We start from the raw sequence: 21,606 nt of genomic DNA, 5'->3' as shown, positions 1-21,606 counted from the left end.
CGTTCACCGGCCGCTGGGGTGACCGGCTCTAGAGTCGCTGCGGTGTCAGCGAAGCATGTGGAGGCGGCGATGGAACAGCAGCAGGACGGAACGAGCCGACGGCGGCTCCTGCAGGTGGGCGCACTCGGCGCGGGTGCGGTGATCGCCCCCGGTGTGCTCAACCCAGGCGAAGCAGCCGCGTCGAGCACCGGAACGTCAAACACCGGAACGTCGAGCACCGGCTCGAACTACGGCACGGCGGGACGGATCGATCCCGAGCACCCACGGTTCACGCTGGCGATCGTGCCGGACACGCAGTACCAGTTCGACGAGGATCGGGGTGACCCCGCTCCGCTGAGTGCGACGTTCGAGTACCTGATCGACCAGCGCAGCGAGCAGAACATCGTGTTCATCGCGCACCTCGGTGACGTGGTGCAGAACGCGCTGGCGAGCGAGTTCGCCCAGGCCGACCCGGTCTTCAAGATCCTCGACCGGGCCCGGTTCCCGTACTCGGTGCTGGCCGGCAACCACGACATCGACGGGTCGAAGGACGACTCCCGCGGCCCGTCGCCGTACCTCGACACGTTCAGCCCGCGACGGTTCCGCTGGATGCCGACGTACGGCGGATCGACCGAGAACGGCTACAACTCCTACCACGTGTTCCGGGCGGCCGGGCGGCAGTGGTTGCTGCTGGCAATGGATTGGCGGCCGTCCGACGCGAGCTTCGCCTGGGCCCGCGCGGTGATCGCGGCGCACCCGAAGCTGCCGGTCATCCTGACCACGCACGAGATCGTGGGTGCCGACGGCCCGGACGGGGTCGCCTACTTCAGCGATCACGGCAACCGGGTCTGGGACCAGCTGATCAAGGACAACGACCAGATCTTCCTCACGATGAACGGGCACTACTGGCCACCCGGCCGGACCACCCAGAAGAACGCGGCCGGGAACGACGTACACCTGCACATCACGAACTACCAGGACCGGTTCTACGGCGGATCGGGCATGGTCCGGCTGTACCACTTCGACCTGGCCCGGAACACGATCGACGTCGAGACGATCTCGCCGTGGATCATGGGCCAGGATCCGGCCCGGCGCAACGAGCTCGCCGAGGGTGAGATCGAGCTGACCAGCGACGTCAACCGGTTCGGCATCCCGATCGACTTCGACGAGCGGTTCAAGAAGTTCGCTCCGGTCGCGGTCCGCCCGGCCCGTCCGGCCAAGCAGCTCGTCATTCCCGGTACGGCGGCGTACTGGCGCTTCGACGGACCGGTCACGGACACGGTGAAGGACCAGTCCGGTCAGGGCAACGACCTGCTCCGCAAGCAACTCGGCGGCGACTCGCCGAGTGTCTCGGCGGAGTACCACCCGGACCAGCCGGGGCACGCGAGCTGGCTCTTCCCGGGCGGCAAGAACCCGGCCCGCGGCGGCTACCTCCAGACCGTGGACACCGCACCGCTGAACGCGATGACGTTTGCGAAGGGCTACACGATCGAGGCGTTCGTGAAGCTGGCCGACGACGGGCAGGACCACTCCTGGGAGGGATTGCTCTGCCGGCTGGGCAGCGGGCGGGACGCGGGCAAGACCGGCAGCGACCCGGACGAGCCGACGGTCAAGCTCGGCTTCTCCGGTGGGCGCGAAATGCAGTGGGCCGTGTACCCGGCGAACCGCAACGACACCTTCACGAACTGGGGCCACGAGCTGGTTGCCGGCCGCTGGTTCCACCTGGCGATCGTGAACGACGGCAAGCGCAGCACCCTGTACGTCGACTCCTCGGAGCTGCTCCGTAACCCGGCCACCCCGTCGAACGGCCTGGCCACAGCCGGCAAGCCGTGGCTCGTCGGCGCCGGTCACTACGCCAACGCGATCGACCAGGGCTTCGGCGGCAACATCGGTGAGCTGCGGATCGTCACCCGCGCGCTCAAGCCGTCACAGTTCCTGAACGCCTGAGACTGGGGACTGGGGACAAGGCGTGGGGGCCTCGGACATATCAGGAGATGTCCGAGGTCCCCACAACCTGACCGGCACAAGGGTCGCAGTATCAAAGGTGCGAAAGGATCAGCGATTCCTGTGCTGGGAGCAGGGCCAGCTCCTCCGGGCTCAGCGTGACGTTGCGCCCGCGCTCGGCCAGCGCATCCGCCAACCCAGCTGACGGATCGATCGACTCGGCCAGGTAGACACCCAGTGCCTCGCGGAGCAACGGCGACAGGTCCGCGAACGACGGATCGAGTACGACCTGCGCGAAGATGATCGCGGTCATCGCAACGTCGAACTCCGCCGTACCCTCGACCGCGTTACGCCAGTCGATCACGACCGGGCCGTCCGCGGTGGCGATCACGTTCAACGGGTGCAGATCACCGTGGACGACGACCAGCCCCGGGGTGCCGCTGGGAGCCGGGATTGCCTGCAGCCGCCGATGCAGGTCGGCATGGATCTCGCCGAGCTCGGCGGCAGTGAAGTCGCCGGCGATCGCCGCATCCGCGAGGGTCGGCCCGTTCAGCCGCTGCAGCACCATGTCCGGTCCGTCGATGTCGCGCACCGCCGGCACCGGGTAGTCGTACTTCGCCACCCAGCGCATGAAGTCGCCTTCGTCCCGCACCGGATATCCGTCGCGGTACCGCCGCAGCACCCACTCGTCGTCGATCGCGTAGACGTCCGCATCCCGCCCGAACGCGAACGGCTTCGCGCCCGGCGGCAGGTACGGCGAAGTCCGCTGAGTGACGTCCGCACTGGCCCGCCCCAACCGAGCCCCAAGCCCCTCTGACCCCATGGGTGTTCCCTCCCCCTCGGCCGTCATCCGACCTGGCAGCCACCCACTGCGGGCTCCAGCGGCTTGGCCCCGATGGTCGGCATCCCCAGCATCACGCCAGGTGCCTCGAGCGGGGCGTCCTGCGCGCGTTCCCACGCGTCGCCGGCGCGGGAGCGTCGTACCGAACCGAAAACGTCCGCGACCAGGTGGTGCGGCGCCGCGTATGTGACCTCGACCGTTGCCAGGTCACCCGGTCGCGGCCTCTCGACACCCTCGGGCAGCGCGAAGTGGACGAGCCGATTGTCACGAGCGCGACCGCTCAGGCGATGCGTGGCCGCGTCCTTCCGACCCTCGCCCTCGGCAACCAACACCTCGAGCGACCGCCCGACGAGCAACTTGTTCTCGTCCCACGCCAGCTCGTCCTGCAGTGCGACCAAACGCTCGTACCGATCCTGTACGACGTCGCGCGGCACCTGATTCTCCATCGACTCGGCCGGCGTGCCAGGACGCTTGGAGTACTGGAAGGTGAACGCACCCGCGAACCGGGCCTGCCGGACCACGTCGAGCGTGCCCTGGAAGTCCTCCTCGGTCTCCCCGGGGAATCCGACGATGATGTCGGTCGTGATCGCCGCGTCCGGCATCGCGGCCCGGACGTCCTCGATGATCTTCAGGTACCGGTCCCGGCGGTAAGAACGCCGCATCGCCTTGAGAACAGCGTCCGAGCCGGACTGCAGCGGCATGTGCAGCGAGTGCATCACATTCGGCGTCTCGGCCATCGCCTCGATCACGTCCGCGGTGAAGTCACGCGGATGTGGCGAGGTGAACCGGACCCGCTCCAGACCGTCGATCCCACCGCACGCCCGCAGCAGCTTCGAGAACGCATAACGGTCGCCGAACTCCACGCCGTACGAGTTCACGTTCTGACCGAGCAGGGTGATCTCGAGGACACCCTCACCGACCAGCGCCTCGACCTCGGCCAGGACGTCGCCCGGACGGCGGTCCTTCTCCCGGCCGCGCAGCGCCGGCACGATGCAGAATGTGCAGGTGTTGTTACAGCCGACGCTCACCGAGACCCAGGCCGAGTACGGCGATTCGCGCCGGGTCGGGAGCGTGGACGGGAACACGTCCAGCGACTCGAGGATCTCGACCTGAGACTCCTCCTGCACCCGGGCCCGCTCCAGCAGCACCGGCAGCGACCCGATGTTGTGGGTGCCGAACACGACGTCGACCCACGGCGCCTTCTTGGTGATGGACGCCTTGTCCTTCTGCGCCAGGCATCCACCCACGGCGATCTGCATGCCGGGCTTGCGCGCCTTCACCGGCGCCAGGTGGCCGAGGTTGCCGTACAGCTTGTTGTCGGCGTTCTCCCGGACCGCGCACGTGTTGAAGACGACCACGTCGGCCTCGTCGCCCTCGGGCGCGCGGACATACCCAGCGTCCTCCAGCAGCCCTCGCAGGCGCTCGGAGTCGTGGACATTCATCTGACACCCGTAGGTGCGGACCTCATAAGTACGCATAACAGCCACCAAGAGTACGTCCTCACCGCACCAGGCTCAGAATGCGCCGAGCAGCGATACCGAGCGGAGGTCGAACGGGATCACGATGCTCTGGCCCGGCGCGATCGACCGGCAGCGCACCGGGTTGCCGCCGTGGGTCAGCAAGCGGCCGGTGATGCGGCCCGTTCGGGAGTCGAGCGTGGTCAGGCGACTGTATTCGTCCTGCTTGAACAGGAATGGGTTATGGCTCGCGGGCTCGCTCTGGACCAGGACGCCGCCGTTGTCCACTACGACCCCCAGCACCTTCCCGGCGAACTTCCTCGTCCACAGCACCTCGCCGCTGCCCGCATCGGTCGCCGTGATCTTCCGGCCGTCGTGCTGGACGATCACATCGGCGCCGACCGCGGTCGGTGCATCGTCCGCCCCGGATGATGACACTCCGGTCACTACCCGCCAGCTTCCGTCCGTCAGGCTGACCGTCCGCCCGTTACCCGCGATGTCATCGAGATAGGCGCGATCGCCGATGATGCGCAGGCGCCCGGCCCAATCACGGCCGTCCTCCGTCAAACACGGCATGCCCTGGGTACTGAACGCCTGCTTGCCACCTCGGTACCCGAGCAACCGGCAGCCGCCGGAGTCCTCGGCGAACACCACGAGATCTCCCACCGTGCCGGAACTGCCCAGGATCTGATGGGGGTGGCGTAGCTGTTCGCGCCCGTCCGCGGCGGACCGGACCACGTACTCATCGCCGCCCTTCGTGGTGTGGATGCCGAGAAAGACCGACGGAAGCAGCGGACGGGTTCGGTTGAAGAGCAGCGTGTTGGAAACGCCGCCACGAGCCGACCCGTCGTCCTGCTGGCTCCACACCGTCTTTCCCGCCTCATCGATACCGGTCCAGGTGCACGCTCCGTACGGCTCACCGTGGGGGTCACGGCAATCCGCGAGTACGACGAGACCGGCAGCCGCGGCAACCACCGGCGTCCAGGACTCCAAGCTGGTGGACATCGCGATCCCCGCGAACGGCTTCGTCCAGCGCACGTGCCCGTCCGGCGCGTAGAGGGTGACCGAGGGCTTCACGTTGTCTTCGGGGTCGGCGGTCACCCAGCCGATCACCGAACCATCGGCCGTGACGGCCCCTCGATTGGATCGGGCCGTCGGGTACGTCGCAATCACCCGGCCCGTCGCCCGCTCGTACGACCGCATCGGTACCTGCTCGCTGGCCACGTAGATCCGGTCGCCCACCACCCAGGACTCGATCCCCGGATAATCCACGTCCTTGTCCGCCAGCGCACTCGTCCAGCGCGTCCCCGACTCCAGTTGCGCGTCAAGCACAACCTTCGGTACGACGACCGCCACGGCCAACACGACCACCGCCGCCACGACAATGAGCCAGGACAACTGTTTGCGGTCGACGGATCGGGGCTTCATGGCAATGACAGTAGGTAGCCAGAGGGTCCCGACCGCCGCTGTTAAGCAGCCGCTTAAAGGTGCCGGGTAGGAGAGTTAACTCCACCTCGAAAGGGGATGTGCGCCCCCTGCTCGACGAGCTCATCGGCAGAACACTGGAACCCATGAACAGTTCTCGTCGACAGTTTCTTGCCCGTACCGCAGCCGGCGCCGCAGTCATCGCCGGCGGCTCCTTCTCAGCCACTACCGCGAGCGCCACCGGCGCTCTGAAGCCCGGTGGTCAGCTCACCGCTCTCGTCAACGCGACCGTGATCGACGTCGCCACCGGCCACCGCAACCGGAACCAGACCGTGCTGATCAGTGGTGAGCGGATCGTCGGCGTCGGCCGATTGCCGGTTCCGCGTGGCGCCGTCGAGCTCGACCTGACCGGGAAGTTCGTCATCCCCGGACTCGCCGACATGCATGTCCACAGCCTCGGCGACGACCGGGTGTCGCCACCGCTCTATCTGGCCAACGGCCTGACCACGGTCCGCGAGATGGCTGCCAGCAACTCGATGCTGTACGACTGGCGCGATCGGATCAACGCCGGCACTCTCCTCGGGCCGCGGATGATCGTCGCCAGCCAGATCATCGACGGCGACCCGACCCTGTGGGACCCCAACCTGCTGCAGGTCCTGGTCGTGCGCGATGCATCGGTCGCGCGAGCCGCCGTACGGCAGGTCAAGGCCGAAGGCGCCGACTTCGTGAAGGTCTACTCGCGCCTCAACCGCGAGTCGTACGTCGCCATCCTCGACGAGGCCCGCAAGCTCGGCCTCACCGTGCACGGTCACGGCCCGGACTCGATCAGCTCGAAGGAGGTCAGCAAGGCCGGCCAGCGCAGCATCGAGCACATCCACTCGCTCGGCCTGTCGGTATCCACCCGGGAAGCCGAGGTACGCCGGATGGTGCGCGCCATCAGCGTGAACACCGGCGACTACAACAGCTGGTTCCGGCAGATGCACCCGATCGAGTGGATCGCCGCCAACACCTACAGCCCGGCGCTCGCCGCCGACGTCTTCGGCACCCTGCGCCGCAACAACACCCGGGTCACGCCGACCCTGACCATGCACAACGTGCTCGACCAGATCGACTACACCCGGCTCGACCCGGCGCTGACGAAGTACATGAGCGAGGACATGATCGGCACCTACGACTACGTCATCGCGAACCTGTACGGCGCCAACCGCACCGCCGAGGAGATCTCGCACCAGCACCAGATGTGGGCCTGGCGGCAACGCTTCGTCCGCGAGCTCATCGCCCACGACGTGCCGATCCTGGCCGGCACCGACACGGGAACGCCGTACAGCGTGCCCGGCTTCGCGCTGCACGACGAGCTCGAGCACCTGGTCAGCGCCGGCGCCACCACGCGCCAGGCCCTGTACGCCGCCACTCTCGAGCCGGCCAAGTTCCTGGGAATGTCAGCCGACCTCGGGTCGGTGGAACCGCGGAAGATCGCGGACCTCGTCGTCCTCGACGCGGACCCGCTGACGGATATCCGCAACAGCCGCACGATCCACGCCGTGGTCACCCGCGGCCGGGTCATCTCCCCCGCGCAACGCCGGCAGATGCTCGCCGACGTCGAGACCGTGGTCAAGCAGCCGCCGACCGCGGCAACCATCGCCGCCGGCGGCTGCTGCGGCAGCAAGCCGTCCCACTAGGACCCCAAGACTCGAAGCTCTGCTCGACCAGTGCGATCACCTGCGGGTCGCTGACGGTACAGAACTGCCGGCGACCCGCACGTCGTACTCACCGCAACTCGCCAACGCGACATTCCGGTCAGTAGATGTTGGACGGACGGACCATGCCCTCGGCGAGGTCGCCGAAGCCGGGCGCCATGATCGCGCCGGGATTGCCGATGATCTCCTCGACCACGGCGGTCTCGGTGGTGAGGATCAGCGCCGCGATCGAGGCCGCGCTCTCCAGCGCCGCCCGGGTGACCTTGAGCGGATCGATCACGGCGTCCTCGACGAGATCGCCGTACTGGCCGGTGAGGGCGTTGAAACCGTGCCCCGCCGGCAAGGCCGCGACCCGGGCCACCACCTCGTCGCCGTCGTACCCGGCGTTGATCGCGATCCAGCGCAGCGGCTCCGGGAGCGCGCGCCGTACGACGTCGCGCCCGATCGCCTCGTCGCCCGACAACTCCAACTCCGACAGCGCTGCCTGTGCCTGCGTCAGCACCGTCCCGCCGCCGGCCACCACGCCTTCCTCGAGAGCGGCACGGGTCGCGGCCAGCGAGTCCTCGACGCGCAGCATCCGCTCCTTCAGCTCGACACTCGTCGCGCCGCCGACCCGGATCACCGCGACCTTGCCGGCCAGCCGCGCCATCCGCAGCTGCAGGCTGTCCTGGTCCGCGTCGATCTTGGCCCGCTCGAACTGCTTCTCCAGCTGGGAGATCCGCGCCTCCACCAGCGACGCGTCCCCGTGCCCACCGACGATCGTGGTGGTGTCCTCGGTGATCGTGATCCGGTCACACGAGCCGAGGTACTCCTGCGTGACATCGGTCAGGTCGAGCCCGGTGTCCTTCGCGATCACCGAACCGCCGAGCGCGGTCGCGAGATCCTCCAGCTCGGCGATCCGCCGATGACCGAACCCGGGCGCCCGTACGACGACCGACCGCATCGTGTTGTGCATGTTGCCGCCGACAAGCAGTTGCAGCGCGGGCCCGTCGACCTCCTCGGCGAGCACCACGAGCGGACGGTCCGCCCGCTGCGCCACCTCGAGGGTCGGCATGATCTCCTGCACCTGGGTGATCTTCTTGTTGGTCAGCAGGATCAGCGGGCGGTCGTAGACCGTCTCCATCCGCTCCCGGTCGGTGACCATGTATGCCGACACGTACCCGTGGTCGAACTCGATGCCGTCGACAACCTCCACCGACATCCCGAGCGTGTCGGACTCCTCCGTGGTGACGACGCCGTTGCGGCCGACCCAGTCGACCGCGTTCGCGATCACCTCGCCGATCACCTCGTCGTCACTGGCTGCCAGGGTCGCGATGTGCTGCAGTTGCTCGCGGCCACGAACCTCGACCGCCCGGCTGCGCAGCGCCTCGACCACCACCGGTACGGTCCGCTCGATGCCACGGCGTACGCGCATCGGGTTGGCGCCCGCGTCGACCTCGCGCAGGCCTTCGCGCACCATCGCCTGCGCGAGCACGGTGGCCGTGGTGGTGCCGTCGCCGACCACCCCGTTGGTCTTCATCGCGACTTCCTTGACCAGCTGGGCGCCCATGTTCGCGAAGGGCTCGCGCAGCTGGATCTCGCGGGCGATCGTGACGCCGTCGTTGGTGATCGTCGGCGGGCCGGTCAGCTTCTCCAGCACCGCGTTGCGGCCCTTGGGCCCGAGCGTCACCTTGATCGCGTCGGCCAGCGCGTTCACGCCGGACTCGAGCAACCGCCGGGCGTCGGTGTTGAACCGCAGTTCCTTCGCCATGGTCAACCTCCTACTGGGAATTGCTGGGGAATTGCTGGGGAATGAGGATGGCCCGGCCGCGGACCTGGCCGCGGTCGAGGTCGTCGAGGGCCTGCTGGAACTCCTCCAGCGGGTACTTCGTGGTGTGCAGCGCTACCTTGCCCTGCGCGGCGAGCTCCATCAGGTCCTGCAGGTCGTTGTACGACCCGACCAGGTTGCCGATGAAGTTGATCTCGGTGGAGATCACGTCGATGGTCGGTACGTCGAGGTTCTCGCCGTACCCGACCACGTAGTAGTTGCCGGCCCGGCGGAGCATCGCGATCCCGTCGGCGGTGGCGCCGCCCTCACCGACGAAGTCGATCACCGCCTCCGCGCCGTGCCCGCCGGTCAGCGCGCGGACCTGTTCGACGTGGGTGCCATCGGCAACGATTCCGTGATCGGCGCCGATCTCGACGGCCAGGTCGACCGCGGCCTGGTTGCGGTCGACGACGACCAGGGTCGCGGCCGAGATCGCGTTCATCACCTGGATGCCGATGTGTCCGAGGCCGCCCGCGCCGATGATCACGCAGACAGCTCCCGGCCGGAGCGCTCGCGCGGCCTTCGCCGCCGCGTGGTACGCGGTCAGCCCGGCGTCCGCGAGCGCGGCGACGTCCGCCGGTTCCAGCGAGTCGTCGATCTTCACGACGCTGCGGGCCGTCGTCCGCAGGTACTCGGCGTACCCGCCGTCGGTGTCGATGCCCGGGAACGCCGACGCCTCGCAGTGCACGTCGTCGCCGGAGCGGCAGGCCCGGCAGAGGCCGCAGGTGATCAACGGGTGCAGGATCACCTTGTCGCCGACGGCAACGTTCGTGACCGCGTCACCGATCGCGTGCACCCAGCCGGCGTTCTCGTGGCCGATCGTGTACGGCAGCAGTACGCCGCTCTTCTCGGCCCACTGTCCTTCGAGGATGTGCAGGTCGGTCCGGCAGACCCCGGCCCCACCGACCCGGACGACGACGTCGAGCGGTCCGGTGAGCTTCGGCTCGGCGACGTCGGCCAGTTGAAGCTTGGTGTGGTAGCCGACGACCTGTACGGCCTTCATCGGGTCCTCCTCGTGTTGGTGATGCGGGTTGCCAGCGGCTCGTCGTCGTACCGGGTCTTGAGCAGACCGCGGCAGAAGTGCGCATTGCCCTCGACCGAGATCCGGACCGCCTTCGCGAACCGCAGTCGCATCGGCGCCGCGTCCGGCGGCACGGGTACGCCGTGGTCGTCGACCAGCACCAGGTCCTCCGGCCGGATCCCGAGGCCGATGTCGGTCCGCCGCCGGAGCAGGGCGTCCTTCTGCAGACCACCGGGGAGATGCCAGAGCGTGACCGCAGGCAGTTCCTCGATGGTCTTGCCGGTGGACCGGAGCAGCGCCATCACGCACCGCTCCATCGCCGCAGTGTGCGCCTTGCGCTGGAAGGTACGGCGGAGTTCGTCGAGGTCCTGATCGGCCTCAGAACCGAACGTGCCGACGTACCCCGCGTTCGCGGCCAGGCCGGCGTTGATCTTGTCCGAGTCGTGGTGATCGTCGAGCAGCACACTCACCGCGCCCACGCCCGGCACCCGACGCAGCGCGTCAACCGCGTCGGATGCCATCAGGTAGGCGAAGTTGGGCGCACAGAACGAGGTCGGCAGCCGCAGGTGCACGGTCACGCCGGCGTCGTCGATCCGGATCGACCGGACGAATCCGAGGTCGGTGATGGGCTGGTCCAGCTCGGGGTCGATGACGGTCGCCAGCGCCGCCACGACCTCGGCCTCCAACTCCAGCGATTCCGACGGCGACAAGGCGACCGCGGTCATGACGCCACGGCTTCTTCCCGCGATCCGGTCCCGGCCGGCAGCCGGAGCTCCTCCGGTACGTCGAGGTCGTACAGCGCCGCCGCGTTCAGCCCGAGGATCTTCTTCTTCTGTGCGGTGGTCAGCGGCGCGTACTCCGGCAGGTCGGACGGGATCTCGAAGTCGACGAACTTCTCCACCAGCCACTTCGGCGTCCACAGCGCATAGTCGGAGGAGAACAGGATCCGGTCCTCGCCGATCCAGTAGAGCAACTCCCCGATGATCTGCGCGAAGTACTTGGGCCGGCTGTGGATGAACGGCATCGCGACCGCGAGACCGCCGTACACGTTGGGCTCCTGGGTGGCGATCCAGCAGAAGTCCTCGAGTCGCGGCAGGCCGACGTGCTCGACGATGAAGTTCAGCTCGGTGTAGTCGGTCGCCACCTGGTCGATGTCGGCGACGTCGAAGGCGTCCCGGTCGAGGGGCCTGATGGTGGGGCCCTTGTGGACATGGACGTTCTTGATGCCGAGCTTGATGCACTCCTCGAGATAGCGCCGCGACCACTTGCTGTCCAGCTTCCACCCGCGGGAGTCCCCGTGCCACTCGGCCGTGTAGAGCTTGACGCCCTTCAGACCCATCCGCTCGGCGTCCTTGCGGAGCTGCTCGAGGCCGGCCTCCTCGTGGCGCGGATCCCACGCGTGGTTGTAGGTCAGCTTGTCCGGATGCGACCGGGTCAGCGCGAGGGCGTCCTCGGTCTGCCCGAACCCCCGCTTGTAGAAGTCGCCGAGGATCGCTGGCTGGAAGATCGCGTGGTCGACGTACCCGTCCTCGAACAGGTCCTTCAGCAGTCTCTGCTCGCCGTAGTACGTGTAGGTGTCGTAGTCCCACACGACCTCTTCGGGGCTGAGGTTCTTGTGGTAGTCGTAGAAGCAGTCGATGAACTGCTTGCCGTGGATGTTGCGCTGGTTCTCCGGGCGCGCGTCCCACAAGGCGATGTGCGCGTCGCAGACGTAGTACTGCTCACCGTTCTTCTCGTACATGCCGGCCTCACTTCGTGGTGAGGTCGAAGCCGATGTACTCGGCGGCGTCCTCGGGGCTGGCGAACAGGATGGTCTTGTCGTCGAGGTGCACCATCCGCCCGTAGTGGGTCGACGAGATCTCCTCGAACACCGAGCCGTCGAACTCCGACCCGAGCGCGTCGGTCAGCTCCGCGTAGTCGAAGTTGAGCAGACCCACCCCGTCGACCCGGATCATCGACGGGTACTCGGTCAGCTCGACGCCTTCCTTGGCGCCCATCACCTCGGCGACGACCCGGCCGATCGGCGTGTTCATCAGGGTCACTCCACACTTGTTGGAGAACTCGGTGTCAGATCCGAACTGCATGCTCACTGGTCCAGCTCCTTCGGAGAGTCGAGCCCGAGGTCCTCGAGCAGCGAACGGAACTTCTGCTGGGCGGCGTCCAGGCTCACCGCGAAGGTGACGGACTTCTCGGCCGGCTGCGACCAGATCGGTTGCAGGGCGTGCGCGGCGTCGAGACAGCGCGGCACCCAGGTCGCGAGCCACTCGCCGAACAGCTCCTTGTTGCTCTCGCCGTACTCCGAGTCCCGGGTCAGCAATCGGAACAGGTTGCGGGTGTAGGCGAGATCGCGGTCGTAGTCGTGTTCGCCGGTGCCGACGATGGTCGGGGTGATGTAGTCGCCGTTGCGGGCGGCGATCTGCATCACCAGCTCGCTGCGGAACAGTGACCCGACCAGCTGCTCGAAGACGATGTTGGTGGCGAACAGCAGCTCGCACCAGTCGCCGACGGCGGTCAGGCGCTCGACCACCTCGCGCGTCGGCTGCCACTCCGGCGCGCTCTGCCAGACCTCCTTGTGGGCGGCGCCGTCGAACGCTACGTCGGCCGACCTCCCGTCGCCCTTCTTTCCTTCCTTCCCTTCCCCGACGGCCTCCGACAGATCCAGGTTGAAGAGAGCGAGGTCCTGGGCGAACCGCATCTTGTGGGCGGCGTTGACGGCGACCGCGGTGTTGATCATGTTCGTCGGGCCGGACCGCTGGATGCTGGTGAAGACGTGCAGCGCGAGCCCGTTCTCGGCGTGCATCCAGGCGCCGAGGTTGCGCTCGATGAACTTCAGCCAGGCCGGGTTCCAGCCGTCGTAGGCCCGGGCCCGCTTGGCGTTCTGCAGGCAGAGGTCGACCTGGTGGACAACGGCGGAGTTGTTCCGGTAGATCGTCTGGTCCCACTCCTCGTTCGGATCGAGGAAGGCGTGCCAGTTCGACGACTTCGCGGCCGTCCACTCCTGCGGGTAGCCGCCGGGGCCGTTGCCGAAGCCGTAGATCCAGCCCTGGCTCAGATGCCGCTCGGGGTCGGGCTGTACGTCGACCGTGACGTCCTCGTACATCGTCGCCCGCAGCTTGGCCGGCTTGTAGTAGTTGTACGACCGGCTGCGCGAGCTCGGGAACTCCAGCGCGCCGGCCTCGGAGTCGGTGAACTCGATGCTCGGGAAACTGCGCTGTTTCGGCTCAGTGGTTTCTGTCATCTCAGGCTCCATCGGTAGCTGGGCTGGTGAACTTGTCGTAGAAGACCTGGTCCTTCGGCACGTTGCTTGCCTCCAGCAACGTCAAGGCGGCGTCGACCATCGGCGGCGGCCCGCACAGGTAGACCTCGCTGCGGTGCAGCTCCGCCTCACGCCGTTCGACGATCTCGGTGACGTTGCCCTCCTCCACCTGGAGCCCGTCCGAGTCCTGAGCCGATTCGGACAGGCAGGCGATGAACTCGAACCCGGTCAGGTCCGCACCGAGTTCCTTGATCGCATCCAGGTAGAACAGGTCGGCCGCCGTACGAGCGCCGTAGTAGAACCGGACCGGACGGGTGCTGCCGGTCTCCTTCAGGTGCCGCAGGATCGACAGGATCGGCGCCATCCCGGCACCGCCCGCGACACAGACGACCGGCAGCACATGGCCGTCCTTCAGCGTCGACGAGCCGTACGGCCCGGTCAGCGACAACCGGTCGCCGACCGCGAGCCCGCCGTCGAGCAGGGCGGAGAACCGGCCGCCCGGGTACTTCTTGATCAGGAACTCGATCTCGTCCGGTGTCGACTGCGTCGTCGCCATCGAGAACGACCGGTGGTCGTCGGTGCCGGGGATCGTGATGTCGACGTACTGCCCCGGCCTGAACTCGAACGGCACCGCGGTCTTCAACCGCAGCGCCACGATGTCCCGCGTGACCGGCTCGATCGCCAGTACGCCGGCGTCGACGGTCTGGATCGCGATGCCGCCGAGCAACTCGTCCTCGTCGTAGTTGAGCAGCTCGATCGTGCAGTCGCTGAAGGCGTGTGCCCGGCACAGCAGCACGTAGCCTTCAGCGACCTCGGCATCGTTGCAGGCGAACGTCGAGTACCGCTCCATCTGCAGGTCACCCTCGAGTACGTACGACTTGCAGGCGGAGCACTGCCCCTCCTTGCAGCCGTGCATCAGGTGGATGCCCTGCCGGAACGCCGCGTCGAGGATCTTGTCGTCCTCGGTGACGTCCATCTCGATGTCGACCGGTTCGAAGCGGATCCGGTGGGTGTCGGCCATGGTGGCCTCCTCCTGATGCTGAGTGGAATTCAGGGTGGGGATGTCAGGCCGCGGGCTTGGTTCCGTTGGCCTTGTACGCCGCCACGTGGGCCTCGCGCTCGGCGTCGGACATCTGGTTCAGCAGCACGTTCGGGCTCATGAACGTGTTGCCGCGGACGTCGTCGAGGGTCCACATCTTCTTCGGGTCGTCGAGGTCCAGGTGCGGCTGGCCGATCAGCGTCTTGCCGTCGTCACGGACGTACCCGAGGTCCTGGACGATGTCGGCCAGGTCCTTGTTGTGGTGCAGGGTCTCCCACTCGCGGAAGCCGGTCAGGCGGCCCATGTTCGGGGTCGGCCGGCCGTCGTACTCGCTGCGGAACGCGACCGCGTCCGTCCAGTAGCAGGTCTCCGAGCAGTACGTGCGCCACTGGTCGTCGACCTTCTCGGTGACCATGTCCTCGCGGATCAGGCACGGCACCATGCAGGTCCAGCAGCGGTGCGGGTACTGGTAGCCGACGTCCTCGAACGCGATCGGCTTGTTCTTGCCCGGGTACGCGAGCCGGTTGTAGTTCTCCCACCACTTGCCGTACTTCGAGTACCAGCCTGGGTACTTCTCCTCGAACCACTCGAAGTCCTTGTCGGTCATCGCGTCGATCCGCCAGTAGTTCACCGGCCAGCCGGTGGCGAAGAACCGTGCGACCTCGTGCACGTAGCCCTTGGTGGTGATCCGGTTCCACGCTTCCTCCACCAGGTCGTGCGGAATCGTGAGGCCGTACTTCTCCAGCGGCAGCAGGTAGCTGCGGTAGTAGTCGTCGTAGATCCACCGCCGCCACATCTCCGCATAGCTCTCCCGGTCCTTGCGCCGGTCCTTCGTGCCGTACTCGATGAACGTGCCGATGGCCGCGTCCACGACACAGTGGTTGTTCCACCACGCGTACCGCAGATCGCGCTCCAGCAGCGGCCGGTTGCGCTCGTCGGCCAGTGCCATCAGCAGGATCGAGTACCCGTTGCTGATGTGCCGCGACTCGTCGGACTGGACCGAGTGGAAGACCGTCGGCAACAGGTAGTCGCCGTTGGCCGCGGCCTCGTCCGGCATCGCCACGAACAGCGTGTTGGTGAAGGCGGTCTCCGCGACGACGGTCAGGTAGATGTTCGCGGCGGTGATCGCGTCACCGGTGATGAACCCCTCGCCGAACTGCCGGCCGATGGTGCCCGCGTAGTTGTTCGCGAACGCCTTCTCGGTCAGGTCGAAACCGGCCGGGTCGATGTAGTTGTTCATGTACAGGCGCTTGAGGTTCATCTGGATCGTCGAGTGCCTGACCTCGTCGATCATCTGCACCGCGAGCCCGTTGTGGATCTCCGGGTTCGGTACGGCGTCGATCGCCATCGGCATCGCCCGTGCCGCGGAGATCTCCGGGAACGGGATGATGCTGAGGAACAGCTTCTGCCACTCCAGCCAGCGCTGCTGGACCTGGCGGAACATGTTGCCGCGGATGGCGCCGTCCATGGCGCCGTACACGCGGTTGTCCTTCTCCTCCTCCATCGGGAAGTAGGACCGCATGATCTGTTTCAGCGGATCCTTCTTCGGCGCCTTCTCGAAGGTGTAGTCGGTGCCGAACCGGGTGGCCGGGGTCGCGAAGGTCGGTTCCCAGGACAGCTCGGTGATCTTGGCGTGGGCCTTGGTGAGACTCTGCCTGCTCAATGTGGGCCTCCATCATCGGGTTGATACGAGATGAAAGCCGCCTGCTGGACGTCCCTGTGTCTCAATGTGAGATGGCGGTCACAGCCCAGCGAGCTACCGTTGGTGAAAGTTCCGCTGGTGACGGACGTGAAGGAGGCCGCCATGGGCGCTGCACAGCCGGTCCGCGATCCGATCCGGGTGTCATGGGAGCGCTCGCACGCGTCGCAGGTCGACGTCGACCGCCCGGCCCCGAAGTACTTCGACCGGATCGACCGGGAGACCACGCTGATGCGGGCGGCCCGGCCGGTCATCGACGCGTTGTCGTCGGAGCTGCACAACGAGCCGGTCTGCATCATCCTGTCCGACGCCAAGGGCGTCGTCCTCGACCGCCGCGGCGGCGATCCGTCCCTGCTGCGGCGACTGGACTCGGTCGACCTCGCGCCCGGATTCCAGTACGTCGAGTCAGCGGTCGGCACCAACGGGATCGGTACGGCGCTCGAGGTGTGCGGACCGATCCAGATCGACGGAGGCGAGCATTACAACGGGAAACTGCGGATGTTCTCCTGCGCCGGCGCCCCGATCACCCATCCGGTGACCGGCGGCCTGCTCGGCGTACTCGACATCACCACCCAGGCCAAGAACTCGAACTCGATCCTGCTGCCGTTCGCCAAACTCGCCGCGCGGCGGATCCACGAACGGGTCGTCGAGGAAGCGAACGCGCTGGACCACGCGCTGCTGAGCGACTACTACGCGGCCTGCCGGCACAGCGGCGGCCCGGTGCTCGCCCTCGGTGACGAGGTATTCATGATGAACGCCTACGCACAGGCACGGTTCGACGCCATCGACCAGGCGGCGCTGATCGACAGGACGCGGGACGCGCGCGGCGGGACCAAGCCACTGGTGTTCATCACCGACCTGCCCAGTGGGACGACCGCGCGACTCGCCTACCGGCCGACGTTCCTCGGCGACACCCTGGCCGGCGGAGTCATTCAGATCAGAGAGCAACGAGCACCGATCCGCAGCCCTCAGGTCGCCCGCGCGGCCTTGATTCCTGGGACAACCGGGACGAGTGCGGTCTGGCAGCACGTCACCCAAGAGCTGCTGGAGGCGTGCGGCCGAGCCGAGTGGCTGATCGCCGACGGCGAAGCCGGGACGGGCAAGCTGTCCATGCTGCGTGCCGTCCGCCGGCATGTGGCACCTGACCGTCGGCTCGTCGTCCTCGATCCCGAGGCGATGGGCGACGACCTGCTGACCGAGGCACAGGCCGAACTGGATTCCGGCGCCGACCTGATCATCCGGCGGGCGCACCTGCTGAGCGGCGAGGTGCTCGACGGGCTCACCGAGTTGCTGCAGAACGTCCGCGACGGAGCATTCGCCGGGGACGCGTGGGTCGCGCTCACGCTGCCCGCCGACCGGTCGGAGATCGCCGACGAGCTGCTGGCGTTCTTTCCCCGGACCATCGAGGTGCCGCCGCTGCGACATCACGTCGAGGACGTTCCGGTGCTGGCCCGGTCGCTCCTGGCGAAGGCCGGGATCAGCGGCCTCACCTTCTCCACTGCCACGATGAACCAGCTGATGCGATTGCCGTGGGCCGGAAACATCACCCATCTCCGCGCGGTCCTCACCGCGGTCTCCAGGCGTCGCCGGTCCGGAGTGGTCGAGCTCGCGGACCTGCCGCCCGAGTGCAGGGCCACCACGCGCCGGCAGCTGACCCCGATCGAGGCCCTCGAACGGGACGCGATCGTCGACGCGTTGTCGACGTACGACGGTGACAAGACGACCGCCGCGGCCGCGTTGGGGATGTCCCGGGCGACGATCTATCGCAAGATCCGCGAGTACGGAATCGTCACCTGAGCGGGCGGGTCGCTCACAAACGAACAACTGCTCGCAATCCGTGATCATCCGGCTACAGTCAGCGCCGGTTCATTGCAGATCGTTACCACCGTGGAACCACCCAGCGCTGCGGCCTCGCCCCCGGCTCCAGTAGGTTCTGGCCATGAGCGATTCCGACACCTTGACGAGAACGGGTCTGGTAGCGCTGACCGACGTCAACAAACATTTCGGCGAGTTGCACGTCCTGAAGGACATCAACCTGTCCATCGCCAAGGGCGAGGTCGTCGTGGTGATCGGACCGTCCGGGTCCGGTAAGTCGACGCTCTGCCGTGCGATCAACCGGCTGGAACCCATCGATTCGGGCACGATCACGCTGGACGGCCAGCCGCTGCCCAGCGAGGGCAAGGCCCTGGCCCGGCTCCGCGCCGATGTCGGCATGGTGTTCCAGTCGTTCAACCTGTTCGCGCACAAGACGATCCTCCAGAACGTCACCCTCGGCCCGACCAAGGTCCGCAAGACGGACGCCAAGACGGCCGAGACACGGGCAATGGAACTGCTGGAACGGGTGGGGGTGGCCACACAGGCCCAGAAGTACCCGGCTCAGCTGTCCGGCGGCCAGCAGCAGCGCGTCGCGATCGCGCGGGCGCTGGCGATGGATCCGAAGGTGATCCTCTTCGACGAGCCGACCTCGGCGCTCGACCCGGAGATGATCCAGGAAGTCCTCGAAGTGATGATCGACCTGGCCAGGCAGCAGATGACCATGGTCGTCGTCACCCACGAGATGGGGTTCGCCCGGAGTGCGGCGAACCGGGTCGTGTTCATGGCCGACGGCGAGATCGTCGAGCAGGCCGACCCGGAGACGTTCTTCACCAACCCCACCTCGCGGCGCGCGCAGGACTTCCTCGGCAAGATCCTCAAGCACTGACGCCGACGCGTTCACAGCTCTTCCGCCCGCCGCTGTACCTGTAACCAACGAAGGGGAACCTCATCATGAGAATGCGCAACCTCGCCGCCACGCTCGGCGTCGCGGCGCTCGCGCTGACCGCCGTCGCCTGTGGCAAGGACGAGCCGGCCGCCGGTGGCAGCACCGGAGGCAACGCGTCCGACTCCTGCGGCGACCTGCACAAGTTCACCACCGCATCCGGCGTGGACGTGGCCGGGAGTCCGACGTTCACCAAGATCAAGTCGGCCGGCAAGGTCACGGTCGGGGTCAAGGCCGACCAGCCGAACCTCGGCTACAAGGACGCGAGCGGCAAGCGCTGCGGGTTCGACATCGAGGTCGCCCGGATGGTCTCGGCGGGCCTGGGTCTGGACCCGGACAAGATCGAGTACAAGGAGATCCCGTCGGCGAACCGGGAGACCGCGATCTCCGGCGGTGAGATCGACTACTACGTCGGCACCTACTCGATCACCGACAAGCGCAAGACGCAGGTCTCGTTCGCCGGTCCGTACTTCATCGCCGGCCAGGACCTGCTGGTCCGCAAGGACGACACCTCGATGGACGCCGGCAAGACCGCGCTGAAGGGCAAGAAGGTCTGCTCGGCGACCGGCTCGACCCCGATCCAGCGGGTCAAGGACGAGGGGCTGACCGAGGCGAGCAACATCTCGGAGTTCAAGACCTACTCCGAGTGCGTCTCGCAGCTGCTGGACAAGAAGGTCGACACCGTCACGACCGACGACGCCATCCTCAAGGGCTACGCGGCCACGGCGCCGGACGAGCTGCGGGTGGTCGGCAAGACGTTCAGCACCGAGAAGTACGGCATCGGCCTGCCGCTGGCCGACAAGGCCCTGCGGGACAAGGTGAACAGCATCCTGGAGACGTCGGCCACCGACGGCACCTGGAAGGCGATCTACGGCGAGACGCTCGGCAAGTCGGGGTCGGACTCGACCCCGCCGCCGCTCGAGAAGTACTGATCCTCCTCCCCGGTCGCGGCGTCGTACTCCGGCGCCGCGGCCGGGTTCTGTACTCCTGATCCGGCCCCTGGCCGGACCTGTCCTGACTTCTGGCCCTACTCCTGGAAGGTCGCGATGCTCTCGGTCCTCACCGACAACTGGGAACTGTTCGTCGACGGTTTCTGGACGACGATCAGGCTGTTCCTGGTCTCCGGTGTGCTCAGCCTGGTGCTCGGCACCGTGCTGGCCGGGTTCCGGGTCTCCCCGGTGCCGGCGTTACGCGGCATCGGCACCGGGTACGTGAACATCCTGCGGAACACTCCGCTGACGCTGGTGTTCGCGTTCCTGGTCTTCGGCGCACCGAAGATGCAGATCGAGCTTCCGTCGTACTTCTGGTCCGCGGTCACCGCGCTGACCGTCTACACCTCGGCCTTCATCTGCGAGGTCGTCCGGTCCGGGATCAACACGATCTCGCCCGGTCAGGCCGAGGCGGCTCGTTCGGTCGGCATGACGTTCATGCAGGTGCTGAACATCGTCGTTCTGCCGCAGGCGTTCCGGGCGATCGTCCCGCCGCTGACCAGCGTGCTGATCGCGTTGCTGAAGAACACCACGATCGCGGCCGGCTTCTCGGTCGCCGAAGCCGGCGCGATCCCGGCGGTGATGGCCGAGCGGGGTCAGAACCAGGTGTTCACCCTGCTCTGGATCGCGATCGGCTTCCTGATCGTGATCGCCCCCCTGGTCTTCCTGCAACGGTGGGCCGAGCGACGGACGGCGGTGGCCTGATGAGTGCGGTCCTGTACGACGTACCCGGCCCGCGGGCGAAGGTCCGCAACCGGATCCTGAACGTCGTGGTCCTCCTGCTGGTGCTGGGCGCGATCGCCTGGATCATCTACCGGCTGAACGCCTCCGGCCAGTTCGAGAGCCGGCGCTGGGTGCAGCTCGAGTACAGCTCGATCCAGCGCGAACTGCTCCACGGTCTGCTCAACACGTTGAAGGCAGCCGGCCTGGCGACGGTGTTCGCGCTGATCTTCGGCGCAGTGTTCGCCGCGGCCCGGATCAGCGATCACGCCTGGCTGCGGGTACCGGCGACCGTGGTGGTCGAGTTGTTCCGGGCGATCCCGCTGCTGATCCTGATGTTCTTCTTCTACTACGGCAACCTGCAGTGGCACCTCGGCATCGGCCCGTTCTGGGATGTCGTGTTCGGGCTCACGCTGTACAACGGCTCGGTGCTCGCGGAGATCTTCCGGGCCGGTATCGCCGCCGTACCGAAGGGTCAGCGGGAGGCGGCGTACGCGACCGGGCTGCGGAAGAACCAGGTGGTCCGGCTGATCCTGTTGCCGCAGGCAATCAGCGCGATGCTGCCGGCGATCGTCAGCCAGCTCGTGGTACTGCTGAAGGACACCGCGCTCGGGTTCATCATCACGTACGGCGAACTGCTGTACGTGGCCAAGCAGATGGGTGGGCGGCTCCAGTACGGCTTCCCGTACATCCCGACGTACATCGTCGTCGCGGTCATCTACATCGGGCTCTGCTCGCTGCTGTCACTGCTGGCCCGCTACCTCGAGGGCCGCTCCCGGCGTCAGCGCAAGATCACCGGCGGCCCAGCACCACTCCCCCTGAGCACCGACCCCGGCGCCGGCGCTCCAGTCCTCTAACGAAACTGGCCCCTCCACTGTCGGCGATTTCTAGGGGTCGTTGCAACACCGTGCTGGTTTCTAGGTAGTGAGTAGATCACGCAAGCGCTCGGCTGGGGTGTCCCAGTCGAGCGTTTT

General features: G+C 67.2%; 18 protein-coding genes. 7 read left to right on the top strand and 11 right to left on the bottom strand.

Annotation, left to right across the window (positions count from 1 at the left end; translation table 11 throughout):
* Positions 1-42 precede the first annotated feature (42 nt).
* Positions 43-1,926, top strand: coding sequence for a LamG-like jellyroll fold domain-containing protein (locus ACWF4Z_RS34875; RefSeq protein WP_452247479.1), 1,884 nt, complete (start codon positions 43-45; stop codon positions 1,924-1,926).
* Positions 1,927-2,017: 91 nt separating this feature from the next.
* Here the strand turns inward: ACWF4Z_RS34875 and ACWF4Z_RS34870 are convergent, their stop codons facing one another.
* From ACWF4Z_RS34870 to ACWF4Z_RS34860, 3 genes are read right to left on the bottom strand one after another with little or no spacing between them, the layout of a single operon-like run.
* Positions 2,018-2,746 carry a phosphotransferase gene (locus tag ACWF4Z_RS34870; protein WP_452247478.1) on the bottom strand — a complete coding sequence of 243 codons (729 nt, stop codon included), beginning with the start codon at positions 2,744-2,746 and terminating at the stop codon, positions 2,018-2,020.
* A 23-nt stretch (positions 2,747-2,769) separates the two neighbouring features.
* Positions 2,770-4,242, bottom strand: coding sequence for a tRNA (N6-isopentenyl adenosine(37)-C2)-methylthiotransferase MiaB (gene miaB, locus ACWF4Z_RS34865; RefSeq protein ID WP_452247477.1), 1,473 nt, complete (start codon positions 4,240-4,242; stop codon positions 2,770-2,772).
* 36 nt (positions 4,243-4,278) lie between these two features.
* Positions 4,279-5,649, bottom strand: a complete 1,371-nt coding sequence (locus tag ACWF4Z_RS34860) for an outer membrane protein assembly factor BamB family protein (RefSeq protein ID WP_452247476.1) — start codon at positions 5,647-5,649, stop codon at positions 4,279-4,281.
* 143 nt (positions 5,650-5,792) lie between these two features.
* Here ACWF4Z_RS34860 and ACWF4Z_RS34855 point away from each other — a divergent pair, with 143 nt between their 5' ends.
* Positions 5,793-7,325: an amidohydrolase family protein gene (locus tag ACWF4Z_RS34855; protein ID WP_452247475.1), complete on the top strand. Its 1,533-nt coding sequence runs from the start codon at positions 5,793-5,795 to the stop codon at positions 7,323-7,325.
* 118 nt (positions 7,326-7,443) lie between these two features.
* Here ACWF4Z_RS34855 and groL read toward each other — a convergent pair whose 3' ends face one another.
* The 8 genes from groL to ACWF4Z_RS34815 are packed head-to-tail and all read right to left on the bottom strand — an operon-like array spanning position 7,444 to position 16,129.
* Positions 7,444-9,093, bottom strand: a complete 1,650-nt coding sequence (groL, locus tag ACWF4Z_RS34850; protein ID WP_452247474.1) for a chaperonin GroEL — start codon at positions 9,091-9,093, stop codon at positions 7,444-7,446.
* Between the two features lie 10 nt (positions 9,094-9,103).
* Positions 9,104-10,153, bottom strand: a complete 1,050-nt coding sequence (locus tag ACWF4Z_RS34845) for an NAD(P)-dependent alcohol dehydrogenase (RefSeq protein ID WP_452247473.1) — start codon at positions 10,151-10,153, stop codon at positions 9,104-9,106.
* Positions 10,150-10,896, bottom strand: coding sequence for an iron-sulfur cluster assembly protein (locus ACWF4Z_RS34840; RefSeq protein ID WP_452247472.1), 747 nt, complete (start codon positions 10,894-10,896; stop codon positions 10,150-10,152). Before ACWF4Z_RS34840 ends, ACWF4Z_RS34845 begins: the two co-directional genes overlap by 4 nt.
* Positions 10,893-11,912 carry an amidohydrolase family protein gene (locus ACWF4Z_RS34835; RefSeq protein ID WP_452247471.1) on the bottom strand — a complete coding sequence of 340 codons (1,020 nt, stop codon included), beginning with the start codon at positions 11,910-11,912 and terminating at the stop codon, positions 10,893-10,895. Before ACWF4Z_RS34835 ends, ACWF4Z_RS34840 begins: the two co-directional genes overlap by 4 nt.
* A gap of 7 nt (positions 11,913-11,919) precedes the next feature.
* The gene (gene mimD / locus ACWF4Z_RS34830; RefSeq protein ID WP_452247526.1) at positions 11,920-12,255 is read right to left on the bottom strand and encodes a propane 2-monooxygenase effector subunit MimD; all 336 of its coding nucleotides are present in this window, start codon (positions 12,253-12,255) and stop codon (positions 11,920-11,922) included.
* Positions 12,256-12,257: 2 nt separating this feature from the next.
* On the bottom strand, positions 12,258-13,409 hold the full coding sequence (locus tag ACWF4Z_RS34825) for an aromatic/alkene monooxygenase hydroxylase subunit beta (protein ID WP_452247470.1): 1,152 nt from the start codon (positions 13,407-13,409) through the stop codon (positions 12,258-12,260).
* A 1-nt stretch (position 13,410) separates the two neighbouring features.
* On the bottom strand, positions 13,411-14,448 hold the full coding sequence (locus ACWF4Z_RS34820; RefSeq protein ID WP_452247469.1) for an FAD-binding oxidoreductase: 1,038 nt from the start codon (positions 14,446-14,448) through the stop codon (positions 13,411-13,413).
* Between the two features lie 43 nt (positions 14,449-14,491).
* Entirely contained in the window at positions 14,492-16,129 is a 1,638-nt protein-coding gene (locus ACWF4Z_RS34815) for a hypothetical protein (RefSeq protein ID WP_452247468.1), read from the bottom strand.
* A gap of 117 nt (positions 16,130-16,246) precedes the next feature.
* On the opposite strand from ACWF4Z_RS34815, the gene ACWF4Z_RS34810 reads away from it, so the two are divergent.
* The 5 genes from ACWF4Z_RS34810 (at position 16,247) to ACWF4Z_RS34790 (ending at position 21,489) form a co-directional block, all read left to right on the top strand.
* Positions 16,247-17,962, top strand: a complete 1,716-nt coding sequence (locus ACWF4Z_RS34810) for a sigma-54-dependent Fis family transcriptional regulator (protein ID WP_452247467.1) — start codon at positions 16,247-16,249, stop codon at positions 17,960-17,962.
* 142 nt (positions 17,963-18,104) lie between these two features.
* On the top strand, positions 18,105-18,866 hold the full coding sequence (locus tag ACWF4Z_RS34805; RefSeq protein WP_452247466.1) for an amino acid ABC transporter ATP-binding protein: 762 nt from the start codon (positions 18,105-18,107) through the stop codon (positions 18,864-18,866).
* 65 nt (positions 18,867-18,931) lie between these two features.
* Positions 18,932-19,855 (top strand): glutamate ABC transporter substrate-binding protein, encoded by a 924-nt coding sequence (locus tag ACWF4Z_RS34800; RefSeq protein WP_452247465.1) that lies wholly within the window; start codon positions 18,932-18,934, stop codon positions 19,853-19,855.
* Between the two features lie 114 nt (positions 19,856-19,969).
* On the top strand, positions 19,970-20,617 hold the full coding sequence (locus ACWF4Z_RS34795) for an amino acid ABC transporter permease (RefSeq protein ID WP_452247464.1): 648 nt from the start codon (positions 19,970-19,972) through the stop codon (positions 20,615-20,617).
* Positions 20,617-21,489 (top strand): amino acid ABC transporter permease, encoded by an 873-nt coding sequence (locus ACWF4Z_RS34790; RefSeq protein ID WP_452247463.1) that lies wholly within the window; start codon positions 20,617-20,619, stop codon positions 21,487-21,489. The genes ACWF4Z_RS34795 and ACWF4Z_RS34790 overlap by 1 nt, the downstream gene beginning before the upstream one ends.
* Positions 21,490-21,606: the final 117 nt, after the last annotated feature.

The organism is Kribbella sp. NPDC055071, assembly GCF_053608045.1.
Note: the sequence above shows the minus strand (reverse complement) of the source record. Positions and strands in the feature narration are given on the sequence as shown.